Origin of the sequence: Variovorax sp. 22077 (genome assembly GCF_052044195.1) — a bacterium.
In the GTDB taxonomy this organism is placed as follows: Bacteria; Pseudomonadota; Gammaproteobacteria; order Burkholderiales; family Burkholderiaceae_C; genus Variovorax; species Variovorax atrisoli.
Genome location: NZ_JBQEQC010000006.1, coordinates 239,620 through 265,960, shown reverse-complemented (window position 1 = coordinate 265,960; position 26,341 = coordinate 239,620). Strand labels below are relative to the sequence as shown.

Genomic DNA, 26,341 nt, shown 5'->3' with positions numbered 1-26,341 from the left:
GGGCATCGGGGTCGCCTGCGCTTTCATCGATGGCCAGGGGCCGGCCGCGGCAGGCTGAAGACGGCGCGCATGCCCGTGGGCTCGCGCGGCCGCAGCTCGAGCGTTCCGCCATGCGCATCGAGGATGGACTTGCAGATCGCCAGCCCCATGCCCATGCCGTTGGGTTTGGTGGTGAAAAGAGGCTTGAGCAGGTGCTGCGCCGCCTCGGGGCCGATGCCCGGGCCCGCGTCTTCCACCACGATGCGCACATGGCCGTCGTCCTGCGCGCATGCCATGGACAGCGGGCGCGGACCGGGCGCAAGGGAAGCCATCGACTCGGCTGCGTTCATCAACAGGTTGACGGCGACCTGCTGCAGCTGCACGCGGTCGCCGTGAACGGCCAGCGGCGTGTCCAGGCCCTTCATTTCCAGCGTGACACCCATGGTGTCGAGCGCCCCGGCGACCAGCGCAGCGGCCTCGCGCAGCGCTTCGCCCAGGTCGAAGGCGGCGAACTGCGGCTCTGCGTTGCGCGCCTTGGCGCGAAGGCCCTGGATGATAGTGCGGGCGCGCAGCGCGCTCCTGCTGATGTGCGTGAGCATCTCCCTGGCCTCGCCGATGTCGGGCGGACTGCGGTCGAGCCAGCGCAGCGCGGCGCTGGCCGAGGTGTCCACCGCGGCGATCGGCTGGCCGACCTCGTGCACGATGGACGCCACCAGCTCGCCCATCGCCTTCAGACGGGTCGCGCGCTCCAGTTCGGCGAGCGTGCTCCGCAGCTGCTCCTCCGCCTGCGCGCGCTGTTGGTTCTGGTCGACCAGTTCCTCGTAGAGGCGCGCATTCTCCAGCGCGAAGGCCGCCTGCGAGGCGATCACCTCCAGCACCTCGGCCTTGGCGGGCGTGAACACATGGGAGGCGAGGTTGTTCTCCAGGTAGAGCACGCCGACGAGCATCGCCTGGCGCATCAGCGGCACGCACAGGATTGAGCGCGGGCGCCGGCGGCGGATGTAATCGTCCTGCGCAAGCGATGCGCTCTCGCGCGCATCGTCCACCACGATGTGCTGCTGGCTGCGCGCGACCGCCTGGACGATGGAGACCGGCAGCGTCCCTGCATCGAAGGACATGCCCTCCTGCGTGAGCACGACGGCACCGTCGAGCACCCGCGCCTGGGCGCGCACCTGCCACGCCTCGTGCCGGAACAGCGCCAGCGTGCCCGACTCTGCGCCGGCGTTCTCGAGCGCGGTGCGAAGCAGCGTCTCGACCAGGCGGACGGGCACGATCTCGCCGGCGAGGGCCGTGGAGATGCGCAGGACGGCCTGCGCGTCGAGCCCCTGCATCCGCCGCGTGTTCGGCAGCGGGTCCTCGATCTCGAAGAGCCCCGGGTGCGAAGCCTGCAGCTGGCGCGCCTTGGCCGTGGCGCCCCAGCGCTGCCATGCACCGCGTGCGTGGCGCAGGTTGCCGTGCGCGGACAGATCGTCGCCTCGCCCGGCATGGAAGGCCGCGGCAAGCTCGGCCGCCAGCGCCTCCACCTGGGTGAAGCCGTGGCGCCGCGCATGCGACACCGCCCGCGCATAGGCCTCCACCGCCGCGAGCGGATCGCCGTCGATGCGGCACATCTCGGCGCGCACCAGTTGGAAGCGGGCCAGGAAGTTGGCCGGGCAGGCCTGGCTCCAGGCCTGGAGCTGCTTCGCGTCCCGCTGCAGCGCGGCCTGCTGGGAGGCATCGCGCGCGGGAAGCGCGAGCAGGGCGAGCGCGCCGTAGAACGGCAGGTCGCCGCTCTCGGCGAAGGTGCGGCCCGAGGCCGCGCAGGCCTCGGCCCGATGGCGAGCCTCTATTGCCTCCGCCAGCCTGCCACCGAGCAGCGCCGCCTGCAGCCTGTACACCCAATAGGCGAAGTCCACCAGCGTGGCGGGCTGGCCTTCGCAGGGCGGACTCGGCTGCTCGTCGCGATTGCCGAATGTGCCGTCCTGCAGTTGCGCCAGCAGCAGCTTCTGCGCCAGCAGCGCCTCGATCACGAGCTGGAAATTGGCATCGCGCGCAATGGCCAGCCCACGCTCCACCGTGTCCCGCACGTCGCCGAGGTACTCGCCGGCGAACAGCATGCCCGTCGCCTGGTTGCGTCCGCAGTAGATCGCGAAGGTGTGGTCGCCGCTCGCCACGGCCACGTCGTAGGCGCGCCGGATGTAGTCGCGCGCTGCGCGCGCCGGCTGCGTCCACGGGACCACCATGGTGCCGAAGGTCATGTAGACCCTGCCCCGGTACAGCGCGAGGCCGCGCTCGTCGACCAGGTGCAGCGCGAGCGCGCCAAACTCCCGCGCGGCGGCGTAGTTGCCGTAGCGCACGCCGAAGACCTGCGTCATGCAGGCATAGCCGTCCGCCGACGCGTCGGAATGGCCCTGCGCAATGTTGAGGCCGACCATGCGCAGCAGGATCAGGTCGACCAGGTTCTGGTCGGTGTACAGCGCTGGCGGAATGAGGTCCGCGAAGATGTCGGTGATCGCCCGGCGCAGCGGGTCTGCCACGATGGGCAGCTGGCGCAGCGCCCCGATGCCGTGCCGGTCGATCCATTCCTGCAGCGCCGCATGCTCCCGATCGACCGCCGCGGCATCGGGCCGCCTCGGCATGACGATGCCGGACTTGCGCAGGAAGGCCAGCCCCACGTCGAGTGCCCGGTCGAAGTTGCCGAGCGTGGTGTACAGCGCCGCACGCAGGCGCGCGAGATCGGCCCCGAAGATGCCGTCCCCCGCGACCTCCTCCAGTGCCGACAGGCGGCTCTCCGCGGCCTCCAGCGCCCCGGTCATGAACTCGGCCTCACCGCAGAGAGCGCGCGCGTGCAGGCCGTCTTCGCTGGTGTCGGCTTCGCCCAGGAAGGCGAGCGCGACGCGGAAGAAGCCGAGCGCCGAATGGTGTGCGGCCGCGGCCTTTGCCTGCCGGCCGGCCTGCAGATTCAGCCGCGCGAAGTCGCGTCGCTCCCGTGGTACCTCAACGGCCGGGTGTGCGAGGCCGGCCTGCGCGGCGAGCGAGAAAATCCGCGCGGGATCGGACGCAAGCCGGAGTTGGCGGCGCACGATCTGCAGATGCATGCGCGGCCGCTCCCCGTGCGGGATCGATGCGTAGGCAGCCTCGCGGATGCGGTCATGCCAGAAGACCCAGTCATCGCCCTCGCGCTGGATGCTGCCTGCTTCGCGCGCATTGTCGAGCGCGGCGTGCAGGCGGGAGGCTGCATCGGTGCCGGGCTGCACGTCCATCGCGAGCGCAAGCTCCTCGTGCGGGGTGCGGTGGCCTAGGCATGCCATCAGGCGCAGTACCGCCTGCGTCGCCGAGGGCAGTTGCTCGAAGCGGTGCGCCATCAGGTCGCCGACGGTGTCGGCGCCGGGGTGGGACGCGAGCTGTTCCAGGCTCCAGCGCCACGAGGCGGTCTCCGCGTCGTAGGCAAGCAGGCCGTCGTCGGCCAGCAGATGGAGCAGGTGCCGGGCGAAGAGCGGATTCCGCTCGGTCTTCCGGCCGATGAGCTCGGCCAGTTCGCCAACGCCGCTCGCATCCTGCTGCAGCGTGAGCGCGATCATCTCGCGCAGGGCGCCCTCGTCCAGCGGACCGAGCTCGATGCGCACGGCCCGAGGCACTTCCGCGAGCCGGCCCGCGCGCAGCGGATGGGTCACGTCCACCTCGTTGTCGCGAAAGGTTCCGACGAGCAGCAGCGCTGCATCGTCATGCTGATGCAGCAGGCGCTCAAGCACCTGCAGGGTCTCGACGTCGGCCCATTGCAGGTCGTCGAGCAGCATCACGAGCGGACGCGTGGGCGCGGCGAAACAGGCGATCAGCCGCGCCATGCCCTGCAGCACGCGCTCGCGTTCGAGCGCGGGGGCCGCATCCGGGGAGGCGGGAACTGGCTGCCCCGATGGCGCGCCGAGGATGACGCCGAGCGCCGGCATCAAGCCCGCCAGGGTCCGCTCCACCGGCCTCGCGGCGGCGGCGATGCGATTGCGCCAGGCCGCGAACTCCTCGTTCGCACAGCCGATCACGTTCTGCAGCAGCGGATCGAGCACCTCCACCAGCAGCGCATACGGCTTGCCGCGGCGCCCTTGCTCGCTCTTGGCCGCAGCCAGCAGCGGCGCGCCAGAGCGCTGCATGCGCGCCACCACCTCGCGCAGGAGCGTCGATTTGCCGATGCCCGACGGGCCCGAGATCCAGGCCGCCGCCGAACCGGCGCTGTCCGCAACCTTGCGGTAGAGCGCCAGCAGCGCCTGCAGTTCGGCGTCGCGCCCCAGCACGAGGCCGGTGCCGCCGGGCTTGCGCAGGGCCGAATGGGCATCGAGCGAAAACCGGGGAATGCGCCCGTGCTGGCACAGCAGGGTCTCGCAGCGCCGCAGGTCGGCCAGCACTCCGGCAGCGTCCGCATACCGGTGCTCCGGTGCCTTCTCGAGCAGCTTCATGACCAGCAGCGAGAGTTGCTCCGGAAGCCCCGGCACCAATTCCACGGGTGCGCGCGCGAGCCGGGTCGCATGCGCGTGCACGCGCGCGGCGGCATCGGCGCCCTCGAAGGGAAGTCTGCCGGTCATCAGCTCGTAGAAGATGCAGCCGAGCGCGTAAAGGTCGGCCCGTGCATCCACGCGCAGGTTCATGCGCGCGCCGAGTTCCGGCGCCATGTAGTTGAAGCTGTCCTCGTCCCAGGAGAGCTGGTCGTCGCCCGCGGACTTGTCCTCGTCCTCGACCGTGACGGCCTGGCCGAATCCGGTGAGGCAAACCCGGCCGTCTTCGCCGAGCAGCATGCGACCGGGCGTGAGCGCGCGATGCTGCACGCCGGCCGCATGCATCGCGCCCACGGCGGCGGTGAGGCGCAGCGCGATCGCAACGAAGGTGTGTGCGTCGGTACACGGCGCCGCACCGCGCAGAAGCGGCTCGCCGCCGGAGTCCTTCAGGATCAGCAGAAAGCTCTCTCCATGAGGCACCAGCGCGATCGGCACCGCGGCCCACTCGTCGCGAAGCACGTGGCGCAACGAGTACTCCCGCTGAAGCAGCGCGGCAATGGCCGGCGTGCTCTGGCCGCGCCCGGCCACGAGCGAAGAGGCTGTGCCATGCGCGCGTGCGCGTTCCAGGCGCGGCGTGCCCGCGCCCAGTTCGCGAAAGTCGCGGTATCGCACCGACGATGCCCCGTGCTGCGCGACGACGGGAGCATCTGGCAAGACCGCCTCTGGCTCTTCTTGTCCGGCGAGTTCCTGGTGTTGCATGGGCATGGATGTGGGCCTCTTGCGGCCGGCCGGGGCCGCGAAATGCGTGGGCACCGAGTCGAGTCCGCCGTTGTTCTTGTGTCTTCCCGTCTCCGGGCGCGCTGGGCGCGCTGGGCGCGCTGGGCGCGGATGCCATTGGAACTCCGCCGATCGCGAGATGGACGCTGCGGCCGTTGGCTGGTGTTAGGTGTTGTTAGGCGCGGGTATGCGCCACCGCAAACCGGGCGCGCCGCGGCGGTTCCGGCCGGGCCGCTTGAAAAGTAATGTCACGTCACGCCCTTCGGACACACAGGCATACAGAGCGGCCCCGGCTTCCTTCGCATCGCCCCTAGATTCAGTGCCGTCGGCCCAGGGTCGATCCCGTTCCACCCAAATCAACCAAGGAAGAATCGTCATGAAGAAGTTCTCTCGCCGCCTCGCCGCGACCCTGATGGCCCACGCGCTCGGCCTGGCGGCGCTCGCGCCCCTGCACTCGTTCGCGCAGCCGGCGGACCGGGCCCCGTCCGCCCAGTCCACCAAGCCCACGATCGTGCTCGTGCACGGCGCCTTCGCCGATTCGTCGAGCTGGGACGGCGTGGTGCAGCGCCTGCAGGCACGGCACTATTCCGTGATCGCCGCTGCGAACCCGCTGCGCGGGCCTTCGTTCGACGCGGCGTACGTCGCCGGCATCGTCGATGCGGTGAAGGGGCCGGTGGTGCTGGTCGGGCACTCGTACGGCGGCTCGGTCATCTCTGCCGCCGCCAACGGCAAGGCGAACGTGAAGGCGCTGGTCTACGTGGCGGCCTTCGCGCCGGAGGCCGGCGAAACGGCGATCGGCCTCACGGGCAAGTTCCCGGGCAGCACGCTCGGGCCCACGCTGGCGCCGGCGGTGCCGCTCGCCGACGGCGGCAAGGACCTGTACATCGATCAGGACAAGTTCCCCGCGCAGTTCGCGGCCGACGTTCCGCTCGCCAAGGCGCGCCTGATGGCCGTGGGGCAGCGGCCCATCGCGGAGGCGGCGCTGAACGAGCCGGCGCAGGCTGCGGCATGGAAATCGGTGCCGTCATGGTTCGTCTACGGCGATCGCGACAAGAACATCCCGCCGCAGGCCATGGCCTTCATGGCGCAGCGCGCCAACGCCCAGAAGACGGTGGTGGTCAAGGGCGCCTCGCACGTCGTGATGACTTCGCAGCCCGAGGCGGTGACCCGGGTGATCGTCGAGGCGGCCGGGCACTGAGCATCGGCGGCCCCGCTTTCAGGCGCCTACTGCGGCAGTTCTCCGGCCGGGCGCTCCAGCCACTTCATGGACAGCCGGTCGAGCTCGCCGCTCTTCTTCGCCTCGTCGATGATGGCGTTGACCCGCTGCCGCAGCGCGTCCTCGCCCTTGGCCACGCCGATGTAGTTGGGGCTTTCCTTCAGCAGCAGCTTGTAGGTGGTGCCCAGCGCCGGGTTGCTGGCCATGATGGTGTTCGCGACGGAAGCGCCCGTGGCGATCAACTGCGCCTGCCCGGAGACGAAGGCCGAGACGGTGCGGGTGTTGTCGTCGAAGCGGCGGATGTCGGTGCCCGAGGGCGCGACCTTGTTGAGCTCCTGGTCCTCGACCGAGCCGCGCGTGACCGCGATCGACTTGCCCGACAGGTCGGCGAAGCTCCTGACATTCAGGCTCTTCGCGCCGAAGATGGCCTGGTAGAACGGCGAGTACGCGGCGGTGAAGTCGATCTGCTTCTCGCGGTCGGGGTTCTTGCCAAGCGTGGCGATGACCAGCGCGGCCTTCTTCTTCTGCAGCGTCGGGATGCGGTTGGCGCTGGTCACGGGGATCAGGTCGACCTCCACGCCCAGCTTGGCACCGATGTAGTTGGCCATGTCGATGTCCAGGCCGTGCATCTTGAAGTCGCGGTCCATCGAGCCGTAGGGCGGGAAATCGGGAGGAACCGCAATGGCGATCTTCTTGTTCTTCAGGATGGTGTCCAGCGCGCTTTGCGCATGGACCACCCCGGTTGCCATGAGGGCGCCGAGCGCGAGCCCCAGGACGAATTGCAATCTGCCGAATTTCATGATGCCTGAACGATGACGAGTGGTTGTGGGTTTGATGTCGGACGCACGGCTGCCTGGGCGGCCGCGCCCGGCGCACAGCCGCACGAATCGTGCCAGTGGTATACAAGACTCGTGCACTCGATCAGAACGACAAACCCGGTGCGCAAGCCGCGAACCGGCCCTGATTCAGGGCCGCGAGCCCCACATTGGGGACTCGCGACGACAAGAAGCCGCCCATGCACGCGCTGCTGCCGACGCGGGCAGAATCCCGCGCTTGCAGTCTCATCCCCTCAAGGACCTTTCATGACCGATCTCTCGAACTTCCCCATCACGAAGAAGTGGCCCGCGCAGCACCCCGAGCGGCTGCAGCTCTATTCGCTGCCCACGCCCAACGGCGTGAAGGTATCGATCATGCTGGAGGAGACCGGCCTGCCCTACGAGCCGCACCTGGTGAGCTTCGAGACCAACGACCAGATGTCGCCCGAGTTCCTGTCGCTCAACCCGAACAACAAGATCCCGGCCATCCTCGATCCCGACGGACCCGGCGGCAAGCCGCTGGCGCTGTTCGAATCGGGCGCGATCCTCGTGTACCTCGCCGAGAAGACCGGCAAGCTCATCCCGCAGGACGCGGCCGGCCGCTACGAGACCCTGCAGTGGGTGATGTTCCAGATGGGCGGCATCGGCCCGATGTTCGGCCAGCTGGGTTTCTTCAACAAGTTCGCCGGCAAGGACTACGAGGACAAGCGCCCGCGCGACCGCTACGTGAACGAGTCGAAGCGCCTGCTTGGCGTGCTCGACAGGCGCCTGGCCGATCGCGCATGGATCATGGGCAGCAACTACACCATCGCCGACATCGCCACCTTCCCATGGATCCGCAACCTGATCGGCTTCTACGAGGCCGGCGACCTGGTCGGCTTCAAGGACTTCCCGAACGTCGCGCGCACGCTCGAGGCCTTCGTGGCGCGCCCTGCCGTGGTGGCGGGGCTGGGCATCCCGAAGCGCGGCTGAGAAAAACTCAGCCGGCCATCGGGCGACGACCTCAGTTCGCGCTGAGGTCCATCAGCATGCGCGAGAGCAGATACAGGCGCGGCACCACGCTCTCGACTTCCGCGTACTCCTCCGGCGTGTGGATGCCGCCGCCCACGATGCCGAAGCCGTCGAGCACCGGCACGCCGACGCCCGCCACCAGGCTCGCATCGGCCGCGCCGCCGCTGCTCTCGATGGTGAGCTTCTTGCCGATCTCGGCGTAGATGCCTTCGGCCATGGCCACCAGCTTGTCCGAAGCCGGCGAGCGCGGCATCGGCGGCAGGCCGCGGACCAGGCGTACGCGCACCTCGGTCTCGGGGATCAGCTTGTTCTGCGAGATGCGCGCGAGGTCCTTCTCGACGCGGTCGAGCTCCTCGGGCGTGGCGGCGCGCACGTCGCCCTTGGCGCTCGCGGTCGCGGGAATCACGTTGGTCGGGCCGTTGGCCGTGAGCACGGTGAAGTTGACGGTGGTCTTCTTCGCCGCGTCGGCCGCCTTCGACAGCTGCAGCACCTGGTGCGCCACTTCCATCGCCGCGTTGCGGCCTGCCTCGGGTGCCACGCCTGCGTGCGCCGCCAGCCCCTTCACCTCGACGAGCGCGGTGGCGGAGCCCTTGCGCTCGACCACGAGGCCGTCGGCCGGCCGGCCCGGCTCCAGGTTCAGCGCCACGTCGTGCTGCTTGGCCACGCGCTCGATGAGCGCACTGGTGCCCACCGAGCCGGTCTCCTCGTTGGTGTCGAGCAGGAAGGTGATCTGCCCATAGTCCTTGAAGCCGATCTGCTGCAGGATCTTCAGCGCGTACAGGCCCGCCACCACGCCGCCCTTGTCGTCCATCACGCCGGGACCGTAGGCGCGGCCGTCCTTGATGTAGAAGGGCTTTGCCGCGGCGGTGCCTTCCTTGAAGACGGTGTCCATGTGCGCGAGGATCAGGATCTTCTTCTTGCCCTGGCCCGTCAGCGTGGCCACTACGTTGGTGCCGGGATGCGGCTCCGCCGGAAAGGTCTCGATGCGCGCGCCGAGCTTGCGCAGTTCTTCCACCGCCAGATCGCTCACCTTGGCCAGGCCCGCCGTGTCGGCAGAACCGGAGTCGATGTTGACCATGGCCTCCAGCATCTTGAGCGCGCCGTCCTTGCTCTGCGTGGCCGCGTCGAGGACGCCCTGGTGAGGCTTCTGCGCCATGGCGTTGCCGGCCAGCAGCGCGCATGCGAGCGCGGTGCAATGGGCGACGGCGAGCAGGCGGCGGACAGGCGGCCGGGCTTTCATGGCCGAGGAAGCCGAAGAAGCCGAGCAGGCGGATGCGGGATGGCGCGAGTGGATCGTCATTGTTGTCCGTTCTGTTGAAGGAAGTTCCTGGAAGGCGCGGCAGCGCCGCCGCGCCGTGCTGACTCTACAGACAGTTCAGCCGGGGAAGTCTTCCGCGCGCAACTCGATCGGCTGCCCGTGCGGGGTTCGGTCCGCCGCGTGCGCCCAGGCATGGCGGTAGCGCGCCAGTTCGCCTTCGGAGCTGGCGCCCTTGCCGGCCACGAGCTTCTCGAGCGCGGCCAGCCAGTGCAAGTAGTAGGTCTGGCCGGTATCGGGGTCGCCCGCCGCCTGTGCCTGGGCGATCTGTACGGCCAGCGCCTCGGCCCATTCGGGCCAGGTGAAGAGGCCGCGCTCGTGCAGGGCCAGCGTCATCGCGAAAGCCTGCGCCTCCCAGGGCGCGTTGAACACGGGCCCGTCCGCATCGCGCGGCATGCCGGGCGACAGGGGCATGCGCTCGCTGCTCATGCCGCCGCCTCCAGGTAGCTTTCCCACGCGTCGACCGAGACCGCGAGGTTCTGGCGCGGCGCGTCGCCGCCCCACAGCTCGGCTTCGTCGAACTCCACCGTGTAGAGCCACTGCGGCTGTTCGCCGAGCCCTTGCGCGTTGGTGTCGGCGAACACATGCGCGCCGTGCACCCGGACGATGGTGCCGCGCCTGCCCTGAACATAGGCGGGCAGCCGCGTGTGATGGTCGACCTTGCCCGCATGCATGCGCACCTCCTGGCCCACCGCGAAGCGAGCCGCAGCGGGCGCGGGACGCTCGGTGGGCGAGCCCTTGGCAAGCGCCGGCTGCACGTCGGCGGCACGCAGCACGCGGGCCACGGGTGCGGCCGCATGGCGCATCTCGCCGCTGGCGATCTCGTCGGCAAAGAGCTGGCCGCGCTGCTGCATCAGCTGCTCCAGCGCGCGAAGCCAGATCTGGTAGTAGCTGAGTTCGCGGTAGTCGGGCAGCGTCTCGCGCACGGAGCGGCTCGCGTCGATGTTCCACGAGCCGGTCGCGCCCATGGCCAGCACGAGCGCCAGGGCACGCGGCTCCCAGGCCGCGTGGAAGAGTTCGCCTTCCGCCTCGGGTACCACCTTGCCGAAGCCCGGCAGGCCGCCGAGGTCGGCCTTGGTCTCGTAGCTCATGCGGTGTGCTCCTGTTCCACCGGAGCACCGGCCAGCCGCGTGCCGATCATCGAATCGCGCGAGACCAGGTCGGCCAGCTGCTCTTCACTCAGGTCCTCGGTGCCGGCCGGCCGCTGCGGGATGACGAGATAGCGCACCTCGGCGGTCGAATCCCACACGCGGATGCGCGTGGCCTCGGGCAGCACGGTGCCGAAGTCGGCGAGCACGCCCCGCGGGTCCTTCACCGCGCGCGAGCGGTAAGGCGCGCTCTTGTACCAGGTGGGCGGCAGGCCCAGCACGGGCCAGGGGTAGCAGCTGCACAGGGTGCACACCACCATGTGGTGCGTGTCGTCGGTGTTCTCCACCGCCACCATATGCTCCCCCTGGCGGCCGGTGTAGCCGAGCGAGGCGATCGCCGCGGTGGCATCGGCCAGCAGCCACTGCCGGAAGGCCGGGTCGACCCAGGCCCTGGCCACCACCCGCGCGCCGTTGCGCGGGCCGACCCGGGTCTGGTAGGTGTCGATCAGCACATCGAGCGCGGCCGGGTCGATGTAGCCTTTCTGCGCGAGCACGCTCTCGAGGGCGCGCACGCGCAGGTCCATCTCGCCGAGTTCGCTGTGTTCGTGGCCATGGTCGTGGGCGTGATCGTCGCCGTGGCCGCTGTCGTCGTGGGGGTGGTCGGAGCTCATCCGGGCGATGCTACGCCCGGGCACTTAAAATTCGAAGCCTCCCGCCAGTTCCCCTCCGGAAGCCCTCCCCCATGACCTCCACGCCCGCCCGCCCCGTCCGCTCCCAGTACGAAGATTTCATGCGCCACGTCGATACCCATGGCGTCTTCAAGAGCGACCGCACGGGCACCGGCACCAAGAGCGTGTTCGGCCACCAGATGCGCTTCGACCTGAACGAAGGCTTCCCTCTGGTGACCACCAAGAAGGTTCACCTGAAGTCCATCATCCAGGAACTGCTGTGGTTCCTCACCGGCTCGAGCAACAACAACTGGCTCAAGGAGCGCGGCGTCACCATCTGGGACGAATGGGCGCGCGAGGACGGCGACCTCGGCCCCGTGTACGGCGTGCAGTGGCGGAGCTGGCCGACGCCCGAGGGCGGCCACATCGACCAGATCGCCGAAGTCATCAAGACGCTGAAGACCAACCCCGATTCGCGCCGCATCATCGTGAGCGCATGGAACGTGGCTGAACTGTCGAAGATGGCGCTCATGCCCTGCCACGCCTTCTTCCAGTTCTACGTGGCGCCGCCGCAGGCCGAGGGCGAGCGCGGCAAGCTCAGCTGCCAGCTCTACCAGCGCAGCGCCGACATCTTCCTGGGCGTGCCCTTCAACATCGCGAGCTATGCGCTGCTCACGCACATGATCGCGCAGCAGTGCGACCTCGACGTGGGCGACTTCATCTGGACCGGCGGCGACTGCCACATCTACAGCAACCACGCCGAGCAGGTGGCGCTGCAGCTAAGCCGCACGCCCTACCCCTACCCCACGCTGCACATCAAGCGCAAGCCGGCCTCGATCTTCGATTACCAGTACGAAGACTTCGAGGTGCGCGACTACCGGCACCACGACGCGATCAAGGCGCCCGTGGCGGTATGAGCGGTGCGAGTCCGATGAGCAAGCCGCGCATCAACCTCATCTTCGCCCGCGCCGCCAACGGCGTGATCGGCGTGGACAACACCATCCCCTGGCACATCCCGGAGGACATGGCGCACTTCAAGCAGCAGACAGCCGGCGCGCCCGTGATCATGGGCCGCAAGACCTGGGACTCGCTGCCGCCGCGCTTCCGCCCGCTGCCGGGCCGGCGCAACATCGTGGTCACGCGGCAGGCCGACTGGCAGGCCGAAGGTGCGCAGCGCGCGGCGAGCCTGCAGGAGGCGCTGGCGCTTTGCGAACAGCCGGGCGTCGAGACCGCATGGGTCATCGGCGGCGCGCAGATCTACGCCGAGGCCGAGCCGCTCGCGCAGCGCGCGGTGGTGACCGAGGTGGCGCGCGACTACGAGGGCGATGCCTACGCGCCCGAACTCGACGCCGCCTGCTGGCGCGAGACGCAGCGCGAAGCGCATGTCTCGGCCAAGGAAGGCCTGGGCTTCAGCTTCGTCACCTACGAGCGCGTCGCGCCCGCCCCCGGCAGGTAAGCGAGGCGATGGGCGAAGGCGCAGCGCACCGGCTCCCACCGAGCGGCCTGCGGCGCCGCTCGCTGATCGCCGGCGCGGCCTTGCTCGCGGGCCTCGTGCCGATGCGGCTCGTGCATGCGGCCGAGCCGCTGGAGCCCGACGAGGAAGCACTCTTCATGACCGGCACGGCGCGCCCCGCCGCCGATGGCCGGCTCGAGGTCGACATCCACGCATGGATCTTCGAGCGCGAGAACCGCTGGGACCTCAATGCGGCCTTCGCGCGCTACCTGGGCCTGAGCCTGAAGAAGCTCTCGCCCGCCGCTCGCCTGCGCTTCAACCAGCGCACCGCGCTCTTCCATGCGGAGTCGGAAGAAGGCAAGGTGATCGACGTCGACTTCGACGGCACATCCACGCGCGTGACGATGCCGCCATCGGGCAAGGACGGCCGCTGCAACCTGCGCGTCGTGATCGACATGCCGCGCGCACCGCTGCTTGCGACATCGCATTCGCCTCAGGACTGGGTGCAGTTCCATGGCGTGACCGGTCCGGGCGAGCTGCTGCACCGCTTCAGGGGACAGGCGCTCGTGGTGCCCGAGCAGGGCATCTCCGTCATCTCGGACATCGACGACACCATCAAGCGCACGCAGGTGCGCGACCGGCGCGAGATGCTGCTCAACACCTTCGCGCGGCGCTTCGAGTCGGCGCCTCGCATGGCCGGCTGGTACCGCGCGCTGGCGAAGGTGCCGGGCACGCGCTTCCACTATCTCTCGGCGAGCCCGATCCAGCTCTATCCGGCGCTGTCGGACTTCATCCGCAATGCCGACTTTCCGCAAGGCAGCATGCACCTGCGCGAGAGCACGACGTGGCGCACGCTCATTCCCGGCGACGAGGATTCGCGCACGCACAAGCTCGGCGTGATCGGGCGGCTGCTCGCCGAATTTCCGCAGCGGCGCTTCGTGCTGGTGGGCGACTCGGGCGAGGCCGATCCAGAGATCTACGCGCAAACGTTTCGCTCCCATCCGCAGCGCATCGAAAGCATCGTGATCCGCGACGTGACGGGCGAAGGCCGCACCTCCGATCGCTATCGCGCGACCTTCGAAGGCATCGACCCGGTGCGCTGGCACATCGTGATGCCCGACACCGCCGCGTGGCCCGTGCAGGCCCTCAACTAGCCATCGAGCATTCGTCGGCAAAGGCCTGCGGCGAGTCAGCCCGCAGGCAGGTGGGCCCGCGCAGACTGGCACCTTCTTCTGTCTTGCTGCGCGAAAGGAGCACTTCGGTACACGCGGGCAAAGGCACGCGCAGCGCAGGGTTTAGACAACGCTAATTGTTTGTGCGCACAATGTCCGGAACGCCCTCAACCACAAGGAGACGGCTCATGTCCATGGAATTTCTTCGGACCATCGCCGAGCAGAAATTGCCATACGTCGTTCACACGCCGGCCGACATCGACAGGCTGCGCGTGCTGCGCGCCGCAGATCTGGTGACTGCATTCATTCCGCCGGCCGACCACGCGTCCGATGCGCGCGCGATCCGCCAGCTCGCGCAGGTCGAATCGATCACGGCCAAGGGCATGCTGGCACTCAACAAAGCCACCTCGGCCTTCATCGAACTGTAAGAGGCGCTTCAGCTTCTTTCCTCTCTGCAGAGGCCTCGCGCGAGCCTCTTGCACGCCTCCTGAAGGCCCCCTGCACACCCGCTGCAGCGTGTGCAGCACCTTCTCATTCGCTGTTACAAGTCGCCCGCTTTTGCACGAGCCAGGGCTCGCGTTGGGTAGCCCTGCGCGCATCTCTCACGCCCTGCCTGAGCGACCGAGCACGCGTCTTCGCACCTCTTCTCGCTATCACGCGCCTCATTTGCGTGTCAATTACGTGAAAAAACGCTCAATTACATGAGTTTCTACGGAGACATGGCTTGCCTTTTCTCCGGTTTTTCTCGATTGATGGGGTACCTACCCAATTCTGGGGATTGTTGCTAGATATCTCCATTTGTATCTTTCGTGCGTCTCAAAGCATGCCGGGACTGCAACGGCAACGGGCCGCGGACCGCCTTCACCGGGGCGGAGCTGCGTCGAAACACACGACCTGTGTTCTTGTCACTTCAACCTTTTCCGAGAGCGAACAATGTCGAACAGCTTGCAAAAATGGGTGGGACGCAATCGTCCTCCGCGCGTCCAGATCACCTATGACGTCGAGATCGGCGACGCCGTCGAAAAGAAGGAACTGCCGCTCGTGGTGGGCCTGCTGGCCGACCTGTCGGGCCAGCCCGAACAGCCGCTGCCCAAGCTCAAGGAGCGCCGCTTCGTCGAGATCGACCGCGACAACTTCGACGGCGTGCTCGGCAACATCGCCCCGCGCCTCGACCTGTCGGTGCCCGACACCATGAAGGGCGATGGCAACCTGAAGATCGAACTGAACTTCAAGGAGTTCGGCGACTTCCATCCCGAAGCCATCGTGAGCCAGGTGCCGCGCCTGGCCAAGCTGCTCGAGGCGCGCCAGCAGCTGCGCGACCTGCTCGCCAAGCTCGACGGCAACGACGAACTCGACGGCCTGCTCGAGCGCGTGGTGAAGAACAGCGAAGACCTCAAGACGGTCCAGAGCCAGGCCAAGGCGGAAGCCGACGCCGCACCGGCACAGGCCCCCGCCGCCGCTTCCCCGGAAGCTGCCGCACAGACCTCCCCCGAAGCCGAAGCACCGGCAGCGTGATCAACCACGCCGGCCGCCGCCCCTCGCTGCGCAGCCCGGCACTTCATGAATGGTGATAGAGATGGCCAACAAATCCAAAGCCGCCGAAGCCGGCAGCGCAGCAGCAACCACCGTCACGACCAGTGACATGAGCCTGCTCGACAAGATCGTCTACGAAGGCAACATGACGACGGAGCCCTCGCAGGGCGCCTACGCGAAGAAGCTGATCGGCCAGCTGGCTTCGCAGATCCTCGACGAAGGCATGAAGACCAGCCCCGACAAGGGCGTGGTCACGCTGATCAACGAGCGTGTCGCCGAGATCGACCGCCTGCTGACCGACCAGCTCAACGCGATCCTGCACGCCCCCGAGTTCCAGGCCCTCGAAGCCTCGTGGCGCGGCCTGCACGACATGGTGTTCGGCACCGAGACCGGCAGCAACCTCAAGCTGCGCCTGCTCAACGTGAGCAAGAAGGACCTGCTGAAGGACCTGGAAGGCGCCGTCGACCACGACACCAGCGTGCTCTTCAAGAAGATCTACGAAGAGGAATACGGCACCTACGGCGGCCACCCCTACTCGCTGCTGATCGGCGACTACTACTTCGGCCGCCACCCGCAGGACATCGCCCTGCTGGAGCGCATCTCCCGCGTGGCCGCCGCCGCGCACGCGCCGTTCATCGCCGCGGCCGCGCCGGCCCTGTTCGACTTCAAGTCGTTCACCGAGCTGGGCATTCCGCGCGACCTGTCGAAGACCTTCGAGAGCGCCGAGCTCACCGCGTGGCGCAGCTTCCGCGACTCGGAAGATTCGCGCTACGTGTCGCTGGTACTGCCCAGCTATGCCGCCCGCCTGCCCTACGGCGCCAAGACCATTCCCGTGGAGAACTTCAACTACGAGGAAGACGTCGACGGCACCGACCACGGCAAGTACCTGTGGGCCAACGCGGCCTACCAGCTGGGCCTTCGCATCACGCAGGCCCACTCGCTGTACGGCTGGACCACGGCCATCCGCGGCGTGGAAGGCGGCGGCAAGGTCGACGGCCTGGTGGCCCACGCCTACAAGACGGACGAAGGCGACATCGCGCTGAAGCCGCCTACGGAAGTGACCATCACCGACCGCCGCGAGAAGGAGCTGAGCGACCTGGGTTTCATCGCCATCGTCAACTCCAAGGGCTCGAACACCGCCACCTTCTTCGGCGGGCAGACCGTGAACAAGCCCAAGGTCTACGACAAGGATGCGGCCAACGCCAACGCGGCCGTCTCGGCTCGCCTGCCCTACATCCTGGCCGCATCGCGCTTCGCCCACTACCTGAAGGTGATCGTGCGCGACAAGATCGGCAGCTTCCAGACGCAGGCCGACATGCAGAAGCACCTGAACAACTGGGTCGCGAACTACGTGCTGGTCAGCCCCTCGGCGCCGCAGGCCATGAAGGCCAAGTACCCGCTGAGCCAGGCCCGCGTCGACGTGACCGAAGTGCCGGGCAAGCCGGGTTCGTACCGCGCCATCGCCTTCCTGAAGCCGCACTTCCAGCTGGAAGAGCTCTCGGCCTCGATCCGCCTGGTGGCCGACCTGCCGGCAGCGGCAGCGGCCTGATCGCTCACATCCCGTCAATCAACGTCGACAACGAACCGACCGACAGAAAGAACTTTCGAAAATGCCTATCTACCTCAAGATGCCGGGCGTGACCGGCCAGACCCAGATCGAAGGCCACAAGGACGAGATGGAAGTGCAGAGCTTCCAGTTCGGCGCCGGCCTTGCCGTGACCTCGGGCACCTCCAACCAGGAACGCACCGCGGGCAAGCCCAGCTTCTCGGAGATCACCGTGACGCGCACCAGCGACTCGGCCACGCCCCAGCTGCTGCAGAAGCTCGCCGGCGGCGAGGTGTTCGCGGGCGACACCGTCATCACCTTCCCGCGCGAGGACAAGAGCGGCCTGCTGCCCCTGATGGTAGTGACGCTGACCGACGTGATCCTCAGCGGCTTCTCGGTGTCCAGCGGCGGCGACCTGCCTTCCGAAAGCATCTCCCTGAACTACGCGGCCATCAAGGTCGACTACACGAAGCAGAAGGAAGAAGGCGGCCAGGAAGGCGTCGCACCGTTCGGCTGGGACATCTCCAAGAACGTCGCGGTGGCCTGATCGAGCGCCGCTGACCTCCGGCGCCGACCACCGTGTCCGAACTCGTCAAAGGGGGCGTCGCCCCCCTGTTCGACCGGTTGGCGTCCGCGCAGTCCGAGCACGTGCGGGGTGCCGCGCATCTCGAGACGATGGAATCCGTGCAGGACTCCATCGGCCGCGAGCTGCGCCGGCTCTTCAACACGCGCTCGCCGCTTTCGGCGGAGGACTACGCGCAAGGCAGCGGCACCGTCCTGGAGTACGGCATTCCCGATTTTTCCGTGTTCAGCGCACAGAACGCGGCCGACCTGCAGAGGTTGGCCGCGCTGCTGCGCACGGCCGTCGCGCGCTACGAGCCGCGGCTGTCGGAGGTGAGCGTGCAGGTCAGCCCCGCGCCCAACCGGCACGAGGTGGCGCTGGTGCGCATCGGCGCGCAGGCGCGCGCCGGCCTCGCGCTGCGCCGCGTGGACTTCGAGATGCTGCTGGGCGCGCCGGACAGCCTGATGAAAGTCGCCTGACGTGTCCGACATCCAGCACAGCGACCTGCTGCAGTACTACAAGCGCGAACTGTCCTACCTGCGAGGACAGGGGGCGGACTTCGCCCAGCGCTATCCCAAGATCGCATCGCGCCTCTCGCTGCACGGCGGCGAGTCGCTCGACCCCCACACAGAGCGGCTGATCGAGTCGGTGGCCTTCCTGTCGGCGCGCGTGCACCGCGACCTCGACCAGGAGTTTCCCGACGTCGCCTACGCCCTGCTCGACAACCTCTGCCCTTCGCTCGTGCAGCCGCTTCCCTCGATGTCGGTGGCGCAGTTCGAGCTCGATCCGGCGCAGGGCAAGGTCACGGCAGGATTCCGCGTGCCGCGCCACACCATGCTGCATGCGCGCACATCGCCGCACGCGCCGGGGGCTTCGTCCCAGGACTGCCGCTTCCGCGCCGCCTGGGACACCGTGCTGTGGCCGCTGCGGATCACGCATGCCGCCATCGACAGCGACGCGGTGCTGCGGCTCGCGCTCGAATGCGATGACCAGACCGACTTCTCCGAGCTGGAGGTCGACAGCCTGCGCATCCACCTGCAGGGCGACTGGATGACCACCATGCCGCTGTACGACGCGCTGGTGTCCGGCGTGAAGTCGGTGGCCGTCATCCCCGAAGGCGGCATAGCGCAGACGCTGCCGGCCGACGCCTGGCGCGAGGTCGGTTTCGCCGAGGGCGAGGAAGTGCTGCCCCAGCCCGCCAACGCACAGCCCGCCTACGGCCTGCTGCAGGAGTACTTCGCGTTCCCGCGCAAGTTCCATTTCTTCGACCTGCACCACCTGCGCTCACGCCTGGGCAGCGGGCGCCGCTGCGAGATCGCGTTCCAGCTCGACCGCTCGACGCGTGCGCTGCGCTACATCGACGCCGACAACTTCCAGCTCGGCTGCACGCCCATCGTCAACCTGTTCCCGCGCGTGAGCGAGCCGCTGGCGATGGACCAGCGCCACTACGAATACATGCTGGTGCCCGACCGCCAGCGCGACGCGACCACAGAAGTGCATTCCATCGTCTCCGTGGTCGCATCCGACCCGGACGCCGACAAGCCGGTGAACGTGCCCGGCTTCGCCGCGCTGGGCCACGTCGACGGCGCGCCGGGCGTGAAGGAGGGCGCGGTCTTCTGGTCCGCGCGCCGCGAGCCCTGCCTGCGCCAGAACATTCCGGGCACTGACGTCTTCCTGTCCTTCGTCGACCAGGGCAAGGCCCACACCCGGCCCGCGCAGCCCGTGGTCTACGCGCACCTGCTGTGCACCAACCGGCGGCTGGCCGAGCAGGTGCCCGTGGGCGCGCGCCTGCTGGCCGAGGGCCCGCCGCAGCCCACGCACGTGCGCTGCCTCTACGAGCCCACCGCGCAGCGCGATCCGCCGCTGGGCAGCGAGACGCTGTGGCGGCTGGTGTCGCTGCTCACGCTCAACCACCAGTCGCTGGTGGACGGCTCCACCGGCCGCGAACAGCTGCGCGAGATGCTGCTGCTGTTCGCCTCCGACAGCCGGCGCGACCACGCGCAGATCCGCGGCATCGCCGGGCTCTCGGCGCGCGGCGTCACCGCGCACGTGGGCACCGAGGCGTGGCGCGGGTATTGCCGCGGCACGCAGGTCACGCTCGAATTCGAGGACGACGCCTTCGTCGGCGGCTCGCCGCTGATGATGTCGGCGGTGCTCGCGCGCTTCTTCGCGATGTACACCTCGGTCAACTCCTTCGTGCGCCTCGCAGTGCGCAGCGGCGAGGAGATCCGCAAGCAGTGGGCCCCGATGACGGGCCGGCAGGTGGTGCTGTGATCATCGAAGAACTCGCCGCCCGCCCGCAGGACTTCAACCTGTTCCAGGCCATCAGCCTGCTGGAGCGCGCCGCGCCCCAGGCGGTGCCCGTGGGCCGATCGCAGGGCCCACGCGAGCGTGAGGCCGTGCGGCTGCACGCCTTCGTCTCGCTCGCCTTCGAGGCCAGCGACGTGCGCGATGTCGGCACCGAGGCCGCCACGGGCGAGCCCTGGACGCTCACCACGCCCGCGCTCTCGCTCGCGGGCAGCGGCGGTCCGCTGCCGATGCCCTTCACCGAGATGCTGCTGGAGCGCCGTCAGCAGCGCGACTACGCCACGCAGGACTTCCTCGACATCTTCAACCACCGCTTCCTGGCCTTCCTCTACCGGAGCCGGCGCAAGCACCACATCGCGCTGAATCCGCAGTCGCCCGCGCGCTCGACGCTGGCCACCACGCTCGACGCGGCCAGCGCGCTCGGGCTGCGCGCCGGCGTGCGCGCGCCCGACGGATCGGCCCAGTGGCTGCGGCATGCCGGCCTGCTCGGCGGCTCGCCGCGCGGCATGACGGCCCTGCTCGCGCTGCTGCGCGACCGCCTCGGCGTGCAGGTGGACGGCACGCAGTTCCGCGGCCGATGGCTGGCACTCGAACCCGACGCCTCGGCGCGGCTGGACATGCGCACGCCGCTGGGCGGCGGCGCGGTGCTCGGCAAGCGCGTGTGGGACCAGGGCGCGGGCATCCGCCTCGTCTTCGGCAACCTGAGCCAGCAACGGCTGCGCGACCTGCTTCCCAAGGGCGCCGACCATGCGCTCGCCAGGTGGCTGGTGCGCCGCTTCATCCCGCAGGACCTGAAGGTCGAGATGGAGCTGCGGCTGGCACCTTCCGAATCGCGCAGCAGCGTGCTCGGCGCATCCAACCCGATGCGCCTGGGCTGGACCTCGTGGGTTGCCGGGCCGGCCTTCCGCGGCGCACTGCCGCCCGTTCAACACACCCTGACCAGCGACGGCGGCGACGCGCCGCACGGCTGATCCGAACACGCTCTCCTATGGACATCGACATCCGCACCCTGCTCGGCCGGCTCAACCCGGAATGCAAGCGCGCCATGGAACAGGCCGCCGAGCTGTGCGTGCAGCAGACGCACTACAACGTCGACATCGAACACCTGCTGATGAAGCTGGTGGACAACGAGGCGCCCGACCTGCGCCTGGTGTTCGGCCGCTTCGGCATCCGGCCCGACACGGTGCAGGCACAGCTGCAGAAGTCGCTCGACACCTTCAAGCGCGGCAACGGCCGCACGCCCAGCCTCGCGCCCGACTTCGCGCCGCTCTTCCAGGAAGCCTGGCTCATGAGCTCGATGTTGCTGGGCCAGCAGCATGTGCGCTCGGGCACGCTGATGCTGGCGCTGCTCGAGGTCGATCGCCTGCGCGGCCGGCTGGTCGATGCCGCGCCCGCGCTGCTGCAGATCCCGCGCGGCTCGCTGCGCGACGAACTCGCGAGCCTGCTGCAGTCGTCGCCCGAAGACGCGGCGGGTGCGGCACTGGCCGCCGCGCCGATCGCATCGGCCTCCTCCGCGCCTGCCGCGAACCAGCCCGCCGCACCGCAGCCCGCTCCCGAAGCCGGCGCGATGCAGATGCCCACCGCGCGCCGCAGCAGCTCGGCCACGCCCTCGCTCGACCAGTACACGGTCGACATGACGCAGCTCGCGCGCGACGGTGCCATCGACCCCATCCGCGGACGCGACGGCGAGATCCGCCAGATCATCGACGTGCTGCTGCGCCGCCGCCAGAACAACCCCATCCTCACCGGCGAAGCCGGCGTGGGCAAGACGGCGGTGGTCGAAGGCTTCGCGCAGCGCGTGGTGCAGGGCGACGTGCCACCCGCGCTGCGCCAGGTGTCGGTGCGCTCGCTCGACCTCGCGCTGCTGCAGGCCGGCGCCGGCGTGAAGGGCGAGTTCGAGAACCGGCTCAAGTCGGTGATCGCCGAGGTCAAGGCCTCGCCCACGCCGGTGATCCTCTTCATCGACGAGGCGCACCAGCTCATCGGCGCGGGCGGCGCCGAGGGCCAGGGCGATGCGGCCAACCTGCTCAAGCCGGCGCTCGCGCGCGGCGAGCTGCGCACCATCGCCGCCACCACCTGGGCCGAGTACAAGAAATACGTGGAGCGCGACCCGGCGCTCGCGCGGCGCTTCCAGGTCGTGAAGGTGGAGGAGCCCAGCGAAGAGGTCGCCATCGACATGCTGCGAGGCATGGTCGAGACACTGGAGAAGCACCACGGCGTAGAGATCGTCGATGACGCGGTGCGCGAGGCCGTCAAGCTCTCGCACCGCTACATCACCGGCCGCCAGCTGCCCGACAAGGCCATCAGCGTGCTCGACACCGCCTGCGCGCGCGTGGCCATCGGGCAGAACGGGCTGCCGGCCGAACTCGAATCGACGGCGCGCGACATCGCCACGGGCGAGAGCGAACTGCGCGTGCTGCGCCACGAAGCGGCCACGGGCAGCGACCGCCAGGAGGCCATCTCGGCGCTCTCGGCGCGGCTCGATGCGCTGCGCCAGAAGCACAGGCGCCTCTCGGACAAGGTCGACGAGGAGAAGCACGCGGTGATGGAGATCGTCGCGCTGCGCCGCCGCATCGCCGAGGGCCTGCGCAGCGACGCGCCGCCGGCCGACGAGGAGAACGACCCCGCGCTGCTCACCGCTGCGCTGCGCCGTCTGGAGAAGGGCCTGGAGGCGCTGCAGAACGACGAGCCCATGGTGCCGGTGTGCGTCGACGGCGCCATGGTGGCCGAGGTCATCTCCGGCTGGACCGGCATCCCCGTCGGCAAGATGATGACCGACGAGCTGCACACGGTGCTCAACCTGAAGGAGAAGCTCGCCGAGCGCGTAGTCGGCCAGGACGACGCGCTCGACGCCATCTCGCGACGCATCCGCACCTTCCACGCCGACCTCGACGACCCCGGCAAGCCCGTGGGCGTGTTCATGCTGGTGGGCCCGAGCGGCGTGGGCAAGACCGAGACGGCCTTCGCGCTGGCCGACCTGCTGTACGGCGGCGAGCGCAACGTCATCACGGTGAACATGTCGGAGTTCCAGGAGGCGCACACCGTCTCCAGCCTCAAGGGCGCTCCGCCCGGCTACGTGGGCTACGGGCGCGGCGGCGTGCTCACCGAGGCGGTGCGGCGCCGCCCCTACAGCGTGGTGCTGCTCGACGAGATGGAGAAGGCGCACCCCGACGTGCTGGAACTCTTCTTCCAGGTGTTCGACAAGGGCACCATGGAAGACGGCGAAGGCGTGCTGATCGACTTCAAGAACACGCTGATCCTGCTGACCTCCAACGCCGCGCAGGACGTGATCACGCAGGCCTCGCAGGGCGGGCGCAGGCCCGACCCCGACGAGCTCGTGGAGCGCCTGCGCCCCGAGCTGCTCAAGCAGTTCAGCCCCGCCTTCCTGGGACGGCTGGCGCTGGTTCCCTACCACCACCTGGGCGACGGGCAGATCCGGTCCATCGTCAACCTCAAGCTGGGCAAGCTGGCACGGCGCTTCGCGCTGAACCACCACGCCGGGTTCACCTGGGACGCGCAGGTGGGGGACGCCATCACCGCGCGCTGCACCGAGGTGGACAGCGGCGCGCGCAACATCGACCACATCCTGGCGCACGCGGTGCTGCCCGAGCTGTCGCGCCAGGTGCTGGAGCGCATCTCGATGGCGGCCGCCTTCACCGGGGTGCACATGAGCGTGGGCGTCGATGGCGCCTTCGCCTTCGGCTTCGAGCCGTCGACGCTGAGCTGAGCCCGGATCGGATGAGCAAGCGATGAACATGCGCGAAGGCTTCACACAGCACGCCGCCTTCCTGACGGTGAAGACCGCGCTCGGGCCGAACGAGCTGCTGCTCGACACCTTCCAGGCCACCGAGGGGCTGTCGCAGCTCTTCGCCTGCTCGCTCACCATGCGCTCGCACGACGGCACGCTGAAGGCAGCCGACCTGATCGGCACCTCGGCCACTGTAGCGCTGCAGCGGCCCGAGAAGGAAAGCCGCTTCTTCAACGGCATCGTCTCGCGCTTCACCTACCTCGGCAGCAACCGCGACTTCGCGACCTACACGCTCGAGCTGGTGCCGCGCATGTGGCTGCTCACGCTGGGGCGCGACCGCGTGATCTACCAGAACATGAGCACGCCCGACATCGTCCAGAAGGTGCTCGGCGACTTCGGCGTGGACTTCCAGCTCCAGCTCACCGGCAGCTACGCCGCGCGCGAGTACTGCGTGCGCTACGACGAGACGGCCTTCGACTTCGTCTCGCGGCTGATGGAAGAGGAAGGCATCTTCTACTTCTTCACCTTCGCCGACGGCGAGCACACGCTGGTGCTGGCCGACAACAACTCGGCATGCCAGCCCTGCCCCCACGCCGCGAAGCTGGTGGTGCGCAGCACCGAGGAAGGCTTCGCGCACGCCCACGCCGTCACGCGCTTCGAGTCGGACGCGCGGCTGGTGACCAAGGCCCAGGAGGTCGACGACTACGACTTCCTCACGCCCGACACCAGCCTGCTGAAGAAGCAGGAGGCCGAGGCCGGGCGCGGCACCGACTACGAATACCCCTCGCGCGTGGCGATCTCGGCGGGCGAGCCGCGCGCACGCATCCGCCTGGACGAATACCGCAGCCGCAGCCAGTCGGGCCGCGGCGACAGCCACTGCCACTACCTCACGCCGGGCACCACCTTCACGCTGGAGGAGCATCCGCGCGCGGACCTCAACGCGCAGCACATGGTGCACAGCGTGCGGCACCACGCCGACCTGGAGCACTACGGCAACAGCTTCGAAACCCTGCCGCCGGCCATGCCCTTCCGTCCGCCTCGCATCACGCCCCGGCCGGTGGTGGCAGGCAGCCACACGGCGCGCGTGGTGGGCCCTGCCGGCGAGGAGATCTGGACCGACCAGCACGGACGCATCAAGGTGCAGTTCCCGTGGGACCGCCTGGGCAAGAAGGACGAGAAGAGCTCCTGCTGGATCCGCGTCTCGCAGATGTGGGCCGGCGAAGGCTGGGGAGCGCTCTTCCTGCCGCGCATCGGGCAGGAGGTGGTCGTGAGCTATGTCGACGGCGACCCGGACCGTCCTCTGGTCTCGGGCAGCGTCTACAACGGCACGCACGCCACGCCGGTCGCGCTGCCGGGGTCGTCGTCGCAGAGCACCATCCGCTCGCGCTCGACCAAGGCCGGCGAGGCCGGCAACGAACTGCGCTTCGAGGACAAGAAGGGCTCAGAGGAGCTCTACATGCATGCGCAGAAGGACATGCGCGCGGAGATCGAGAACGACCTCACCACCACCGTGACGGCCGGCAACGAGCTGCACACCGTCACCAAGGGCAATCGCACCATCAAGGTGGACACCGGCAACGAGACCCACTCGGTGAAGGGAACGCGCGCGCTCGACGTCACCGGCAACGAGACGCACGACAACAAGGCCGACTTCACGCAGACGGTCACGGGCAACTACGAGCTCAAGGTGACGGGCAACCTGGTGATCGACGTGTCGGGCACGCTGCTGATCAAGTCGGCGCAGACGCTGGACCTGAAGGCCGGCACCGACCTGGGCGCCAACGCCGGCCTCAACTTCAAGGCCGAGGCCGGCGTGGCGCTGTCGGCCAAGGGCGGCGCCACGCTCTCGAACGAGGCGCCTTCCATCAGCAGCAAGGCCTCGGGCATGAATTCGGTCGAAGGCGGCGGCATGGTCACGCTCAAGGGCGGGCTGGTGAAGATCAATTGAGCGGCGCCATGGCAATCCCTTCCTCCCTCCCCGCCAAGGACATCGCCGCGCTGCCGGCAGCCGTCGTGCGCGAGACGCTGGACGACGCCGGCCGGACGATGGCGCGCGCCTCCTTCGTGAGCGACCTGCCGCACGGGCCGATGCAGGTCTTCTCGGCACCGGGCAAGCCGGCATTCGAGGCCTCCTACCAGGCCGGCCTGCCGCACGGGCCGATGCGTCTCTTCGACGAACGCGGCCAGATGCTGCAGGAAACGCAGCGCCTGGGCGGCCTGGCCGAAGGCATCACGCGCACCTACTACCCCACGGGCAAGCTGATGCAGACGCAGCAGCACGTGCGCGGCGTGCTGCACGGCGAGGCGGTGTCGTATGCCGAATCGGGCGACGTCACCGCGCGCCTGCCCTATGCGGCCGGTAGGCTCGAAGGCGAGGCCAGCTACTTCCACGAAGGCCGCATGCTGCGGCGCGAGCGCTACCGCGCCGGCCTGCTCGATGGCGAGGTCATCGACTACGCGCCCGGCGGCGGCGTGGCGCAGTCGTCCACCTACACGGCCAACGTGCTGCACGGTCCGCTGCGCCGCTACTGGCCCAACGGGCAGCTGATGGAAGAAGTCGCCTACCGACAGGGCAAGCCGCACGGCATCGCGCGCCGCTTCGACCAGGCGGGCCGCGAAGTCGTGGAAGCCGCCGCGCCGCAGGGCTTCATGAAGAGCCTCGAAAAATTCGTGAGGGGGGCCTGAGCC

The 26,341-nt window shown here is 68.9% G+C and carries 21 protein-coding genes; 15 read left to right on the top strand and 6 right to left on the bottom strand.

Features of this window, described 5'->3' with window-relative positions; translation table 11 throughout:
• Nucleotides 1-23 precede the first annotated feature (23 nt).
• Entirely contained in the window at nt 24-5,207 is a 5,184-nt protein-coding gene (locus tag ACTJLF_RS11270; RefSeq protein ID WP_440883083.1) for a trifunctional serine/threonine-protein kinase/ATP-binding protein/sensor histidine kinase, read from the bottom strand.
• A 388-nt stretch (nt 5,208-5,595) separates the two neighbouring features.
• Here ACTJLF_RS11270 and ACTJLF_RS11265 point away from each other — a divergent pair, with 388 nt between their 5' ends.
• Nucleotides 5,596-6,417, top strand: coding sequence for an alpha/beta fold hydrolase (locus ACTJLF_RS11265; RefSeq protein WP_126185510.1), 822 nt, complete (start codon nt 5,596-5,598; stop codon nt 6,415-6,417).
• A 26-nt stretch (nt 6,418-6,443) separates the two neighbouring features.
• Here ACTJLF_RS11265 and ACTJLF_RS11260 read toward each other — a convergent pair whose 3' ends face one another.
• Entirely contained in the window at nt 6,444-7,235 is a 792-nt protein-coding gene (locus ACTJLF_RS11260) for a transporter substrate-binding domain-containing protein (RefSeq protein ID WP_132797509.1), read from the bottom strand.
• 282 nt (nt 7,236-7,517) lie between these two features.
• Between ACTJLF_RS11260 and ACTJLF_RS11255 the strand changes: the two genes are divergently transcribed.
• On the top strand, nt 7,518-8,222 hold the full coding sequence (locus tag ACTJLF_RS11255; protein ID WP_440883082.1) for a glutathione S-transferase N-terminal domain-containing protein: 705 nt from the start codon (nt 7,518-7,520) through the stop codon (nt 8,220-8,222).
• Nucleotides 8,223-8,253: 31 nt separating this feature from the next.
• Here ACTJLF_RS11255 and ACTJLF_RS11250 read toward each other — a convergent pair whose 3' ends face one another.
• The 4 genes from ACTJLF_RS11250 to nthA all read right to left on the bottom strand — a co-directional run bounded on the left by ACTJLF_RS11250 (nt 8,254) and on the right by nthA (nt 11,335).
• Nucleotides 8,254-9,501: a glutamate carboxypeptidase gene (locus ACTJLF_RS11250; RefSeq protein WP_440883130.1), complete on the bottom strand. Its 1,248-nt coding sequence runs from the start codon at nt 9,499-9,501 to the stop codon at nt 8,254-8,256.
• A gap of 135 nt (nt 9,502-9,636) precedes the next feature.
• A complete protein-coding gene (locus ACTJLF_RS11245; protein ID WP_354407334.1) occupies nt 9,637-10,005 on the bottom strand; it encodes a nitrile hydratase accessory protein in 369 nt (122 codons plus the stop codon).
• Nucleotides 10,002-10,667, bottom strand: a complete 666-nt coding sequence (gene nthB / locus ACTJLF_RS11240) for a nitrile hydratase subunit beta (RefSeq protein WP_354407332.1) — start codon at nt 10,665-10,667, stop codon at nt 10,002-10,004. Before nthB ends, ACTJLF_RS11245 begins: the two co-directional genes overlap by 4 nt.
• Nucleotides 10,664-11,335 (bottom strand): nitrile hydratase subunit alpha, encoded by a 672-nt coding sequence (gene nthA / locus ACTJLF_RS11235; protein ID WP_440883081.1) that lies wholly within the window; start codon nt 11,333-11,335, stop codon nt 10,664-10,666. Before nthA ends, nthB begins: the two co-directional genes overlap by 4 nt.
• 71 nt (nt 11,336-11,406) lie before the next feature.
• On the opposite strand from nthA, the gene ACTJLF_RS11230 reads away from it, so the two are divergent.
• From ACTJLF_RS11230 to ACTJLF_RS11170, 13 genes are all read left to right on the top strand, one after another.
• A complete protein-coding gene (locus ACTJLF_RS11230; protein ID WP_440883080.1) occupies nt 11,407-12,249 on the top strand; it encodes a thymidylate synthase in 843 nt (280 codons plus the stop codon).
• 14 nt (nt 12,250-12,263) lie between these two features.
• Entirely contained in the window at nt 12,264-12,788 is a 525-nt protein-coding gene (locus ACTJLF_RS11225) for a dihydrofolate reductase (protein WP_126185570.1), read from the top strand.
• Between the two features lie 8 nt (nt 12,789-12,796).
• Nucleotides 12,797-13,939 carry a phosphatidate phosphatase App1 family protein gene (locus ACTJLF_RS11220; protein ID WP_440883079.1) on the top strand — a complete coding sequence of 381 codons (1,143 nt, stop codon included), beginning with the start codon at nt 12,797-12,799 and terminating at the stop codon, nt 13,937-13,939.
• Nucleotides 13,940-14,145: 206 nt separating this feature from the next.
• Nucleotides 14,146-14,385, top strand: a complete 240-nt coding sequence (locus ACTJLF_RS11215) for a hypothetical protein (protein ID WP_019654828.1) — start codon at nt 14,146-14,148, stop codon at nt 14,383-14,385.
• Between the two features lie 505 nt (nt 14,386-14,890).
• Nucleotides 14,891-15,472 carry a type VI secretion system contractile sheath small subunit gene (gene tssB / locus ACTJLF_RS11210; protein WP_019654827.1) on the top strand — a complete coding sequence of 194 codons (582 nt, stop codon included), beginning with the start codon at nt 14,891-14,893 and terminating at the stop codon, nt 15,470-15,472.
• A 61-nt stretch (nt 15,473-15,533) separates the two neighbouring features.
• Nucleotides 15,534-17,039: a type VI secretion system contractile sheath large subunit gene (gene tssC / locus ACTJLF_RS11205; protein WP_020723079.1), complete on the top strand. Its 1,506-nt coding sequence runs from the start codon at nt 15,534-15,536 to the stop codon at nt 17,037-17,039.
• A 61-nt stretch (nt 17,040-17,100) separates the two neighbouring features.
• The gene (locus tag ACTJLF_RS11200; protein ID WP_019654825.1) at nt 17,101-17,583 is read left to right on the top strand and encodes an Hcp family type VI secretion system effector; all 483 of its coding nucleotides are present in this window, start codon (nt 17,101-17,103) and stop codon (nt 17,581-17,583) included.
• 32 nt (nt 17,584-17,615) lie between these two features.
• The gene (gene tssE / locus ACTJLF_RS11195; RefSeq protein WP_440883078.1) at nt 17,616-18,077 is read left to right on the top strand and encodes a type VI secretion system baseplate subunit TssE; all 462 of its coding nucleotides are present in this window, start codon (nt 17,616-17,618) and stop codon (nt 18,075-18,077) included.
• A gap of 10 nt (nt 18,078-18,087) precedes the next feature.
• Nucleotides 18,088-19,872, top strand: coding sequence for a type VI secretion system baseplate subunit TssF (gene tssF / locus ACTJLF_RS11190; RefSeq protein ID WP_440883129.1), 1,785 nt, complete (start codon nt 18,088-18,090; stop codon nt 19,870-19,872).
• Complete coding sequence (tssG, locus tag ACTJLF_RS11185; protein ID WP_440883077.1) at nt 19,869-20,876, top strand: type VI secretion system baseplate subunit TssG; 1,008 nt, start codon at nt 19,869-19,871, stop codon at nt 20,874-20,876. Before tssF ends, tssG begins: the two co-directional genes overlap by 4 nt.
• Nucleotides 20,877-20,893: 17 nt before the next feature.
• Nucleotides 20,894-23,632, top strand: coding sequence for a type VI secretion system ATPase TssH (gene tssH, locus ACTJLF_RS11180; RefSeq protein ID WP_440883076.1), 2,739 nt, complete (start codon nt 20,894-20,896; stop codon nt 23,630-23,632).
• A gap of 22 nt (nt 23,633-23,654) precedes the next feature.
• Nucleotides 23,655-25,601, top strand: a complete 1,947-nt coding sequence (locus ACTJLF_RS11175; RefSeq protein ID WP_440883075.1) for a type VI secretion system Vgr family protein — start codon at nt 23,655-23,657, stop codon at nt 25,599-25,601.
• Between the two features lie 8 nt (nt 25,602-25,609).
• Entirely contained in the window at nt 25,610-26,338 is a 729-nt protein-coding gene (locus tag ACTJLF_RS11170) for a toxin-antitoxin system YwqK family antitoxin (RefSeq protein ID WP_440883074.1), read from the top strand.
• The last annotated feature ends 3 nt before the right edge of the window (nt 26,339-26,341 follow it).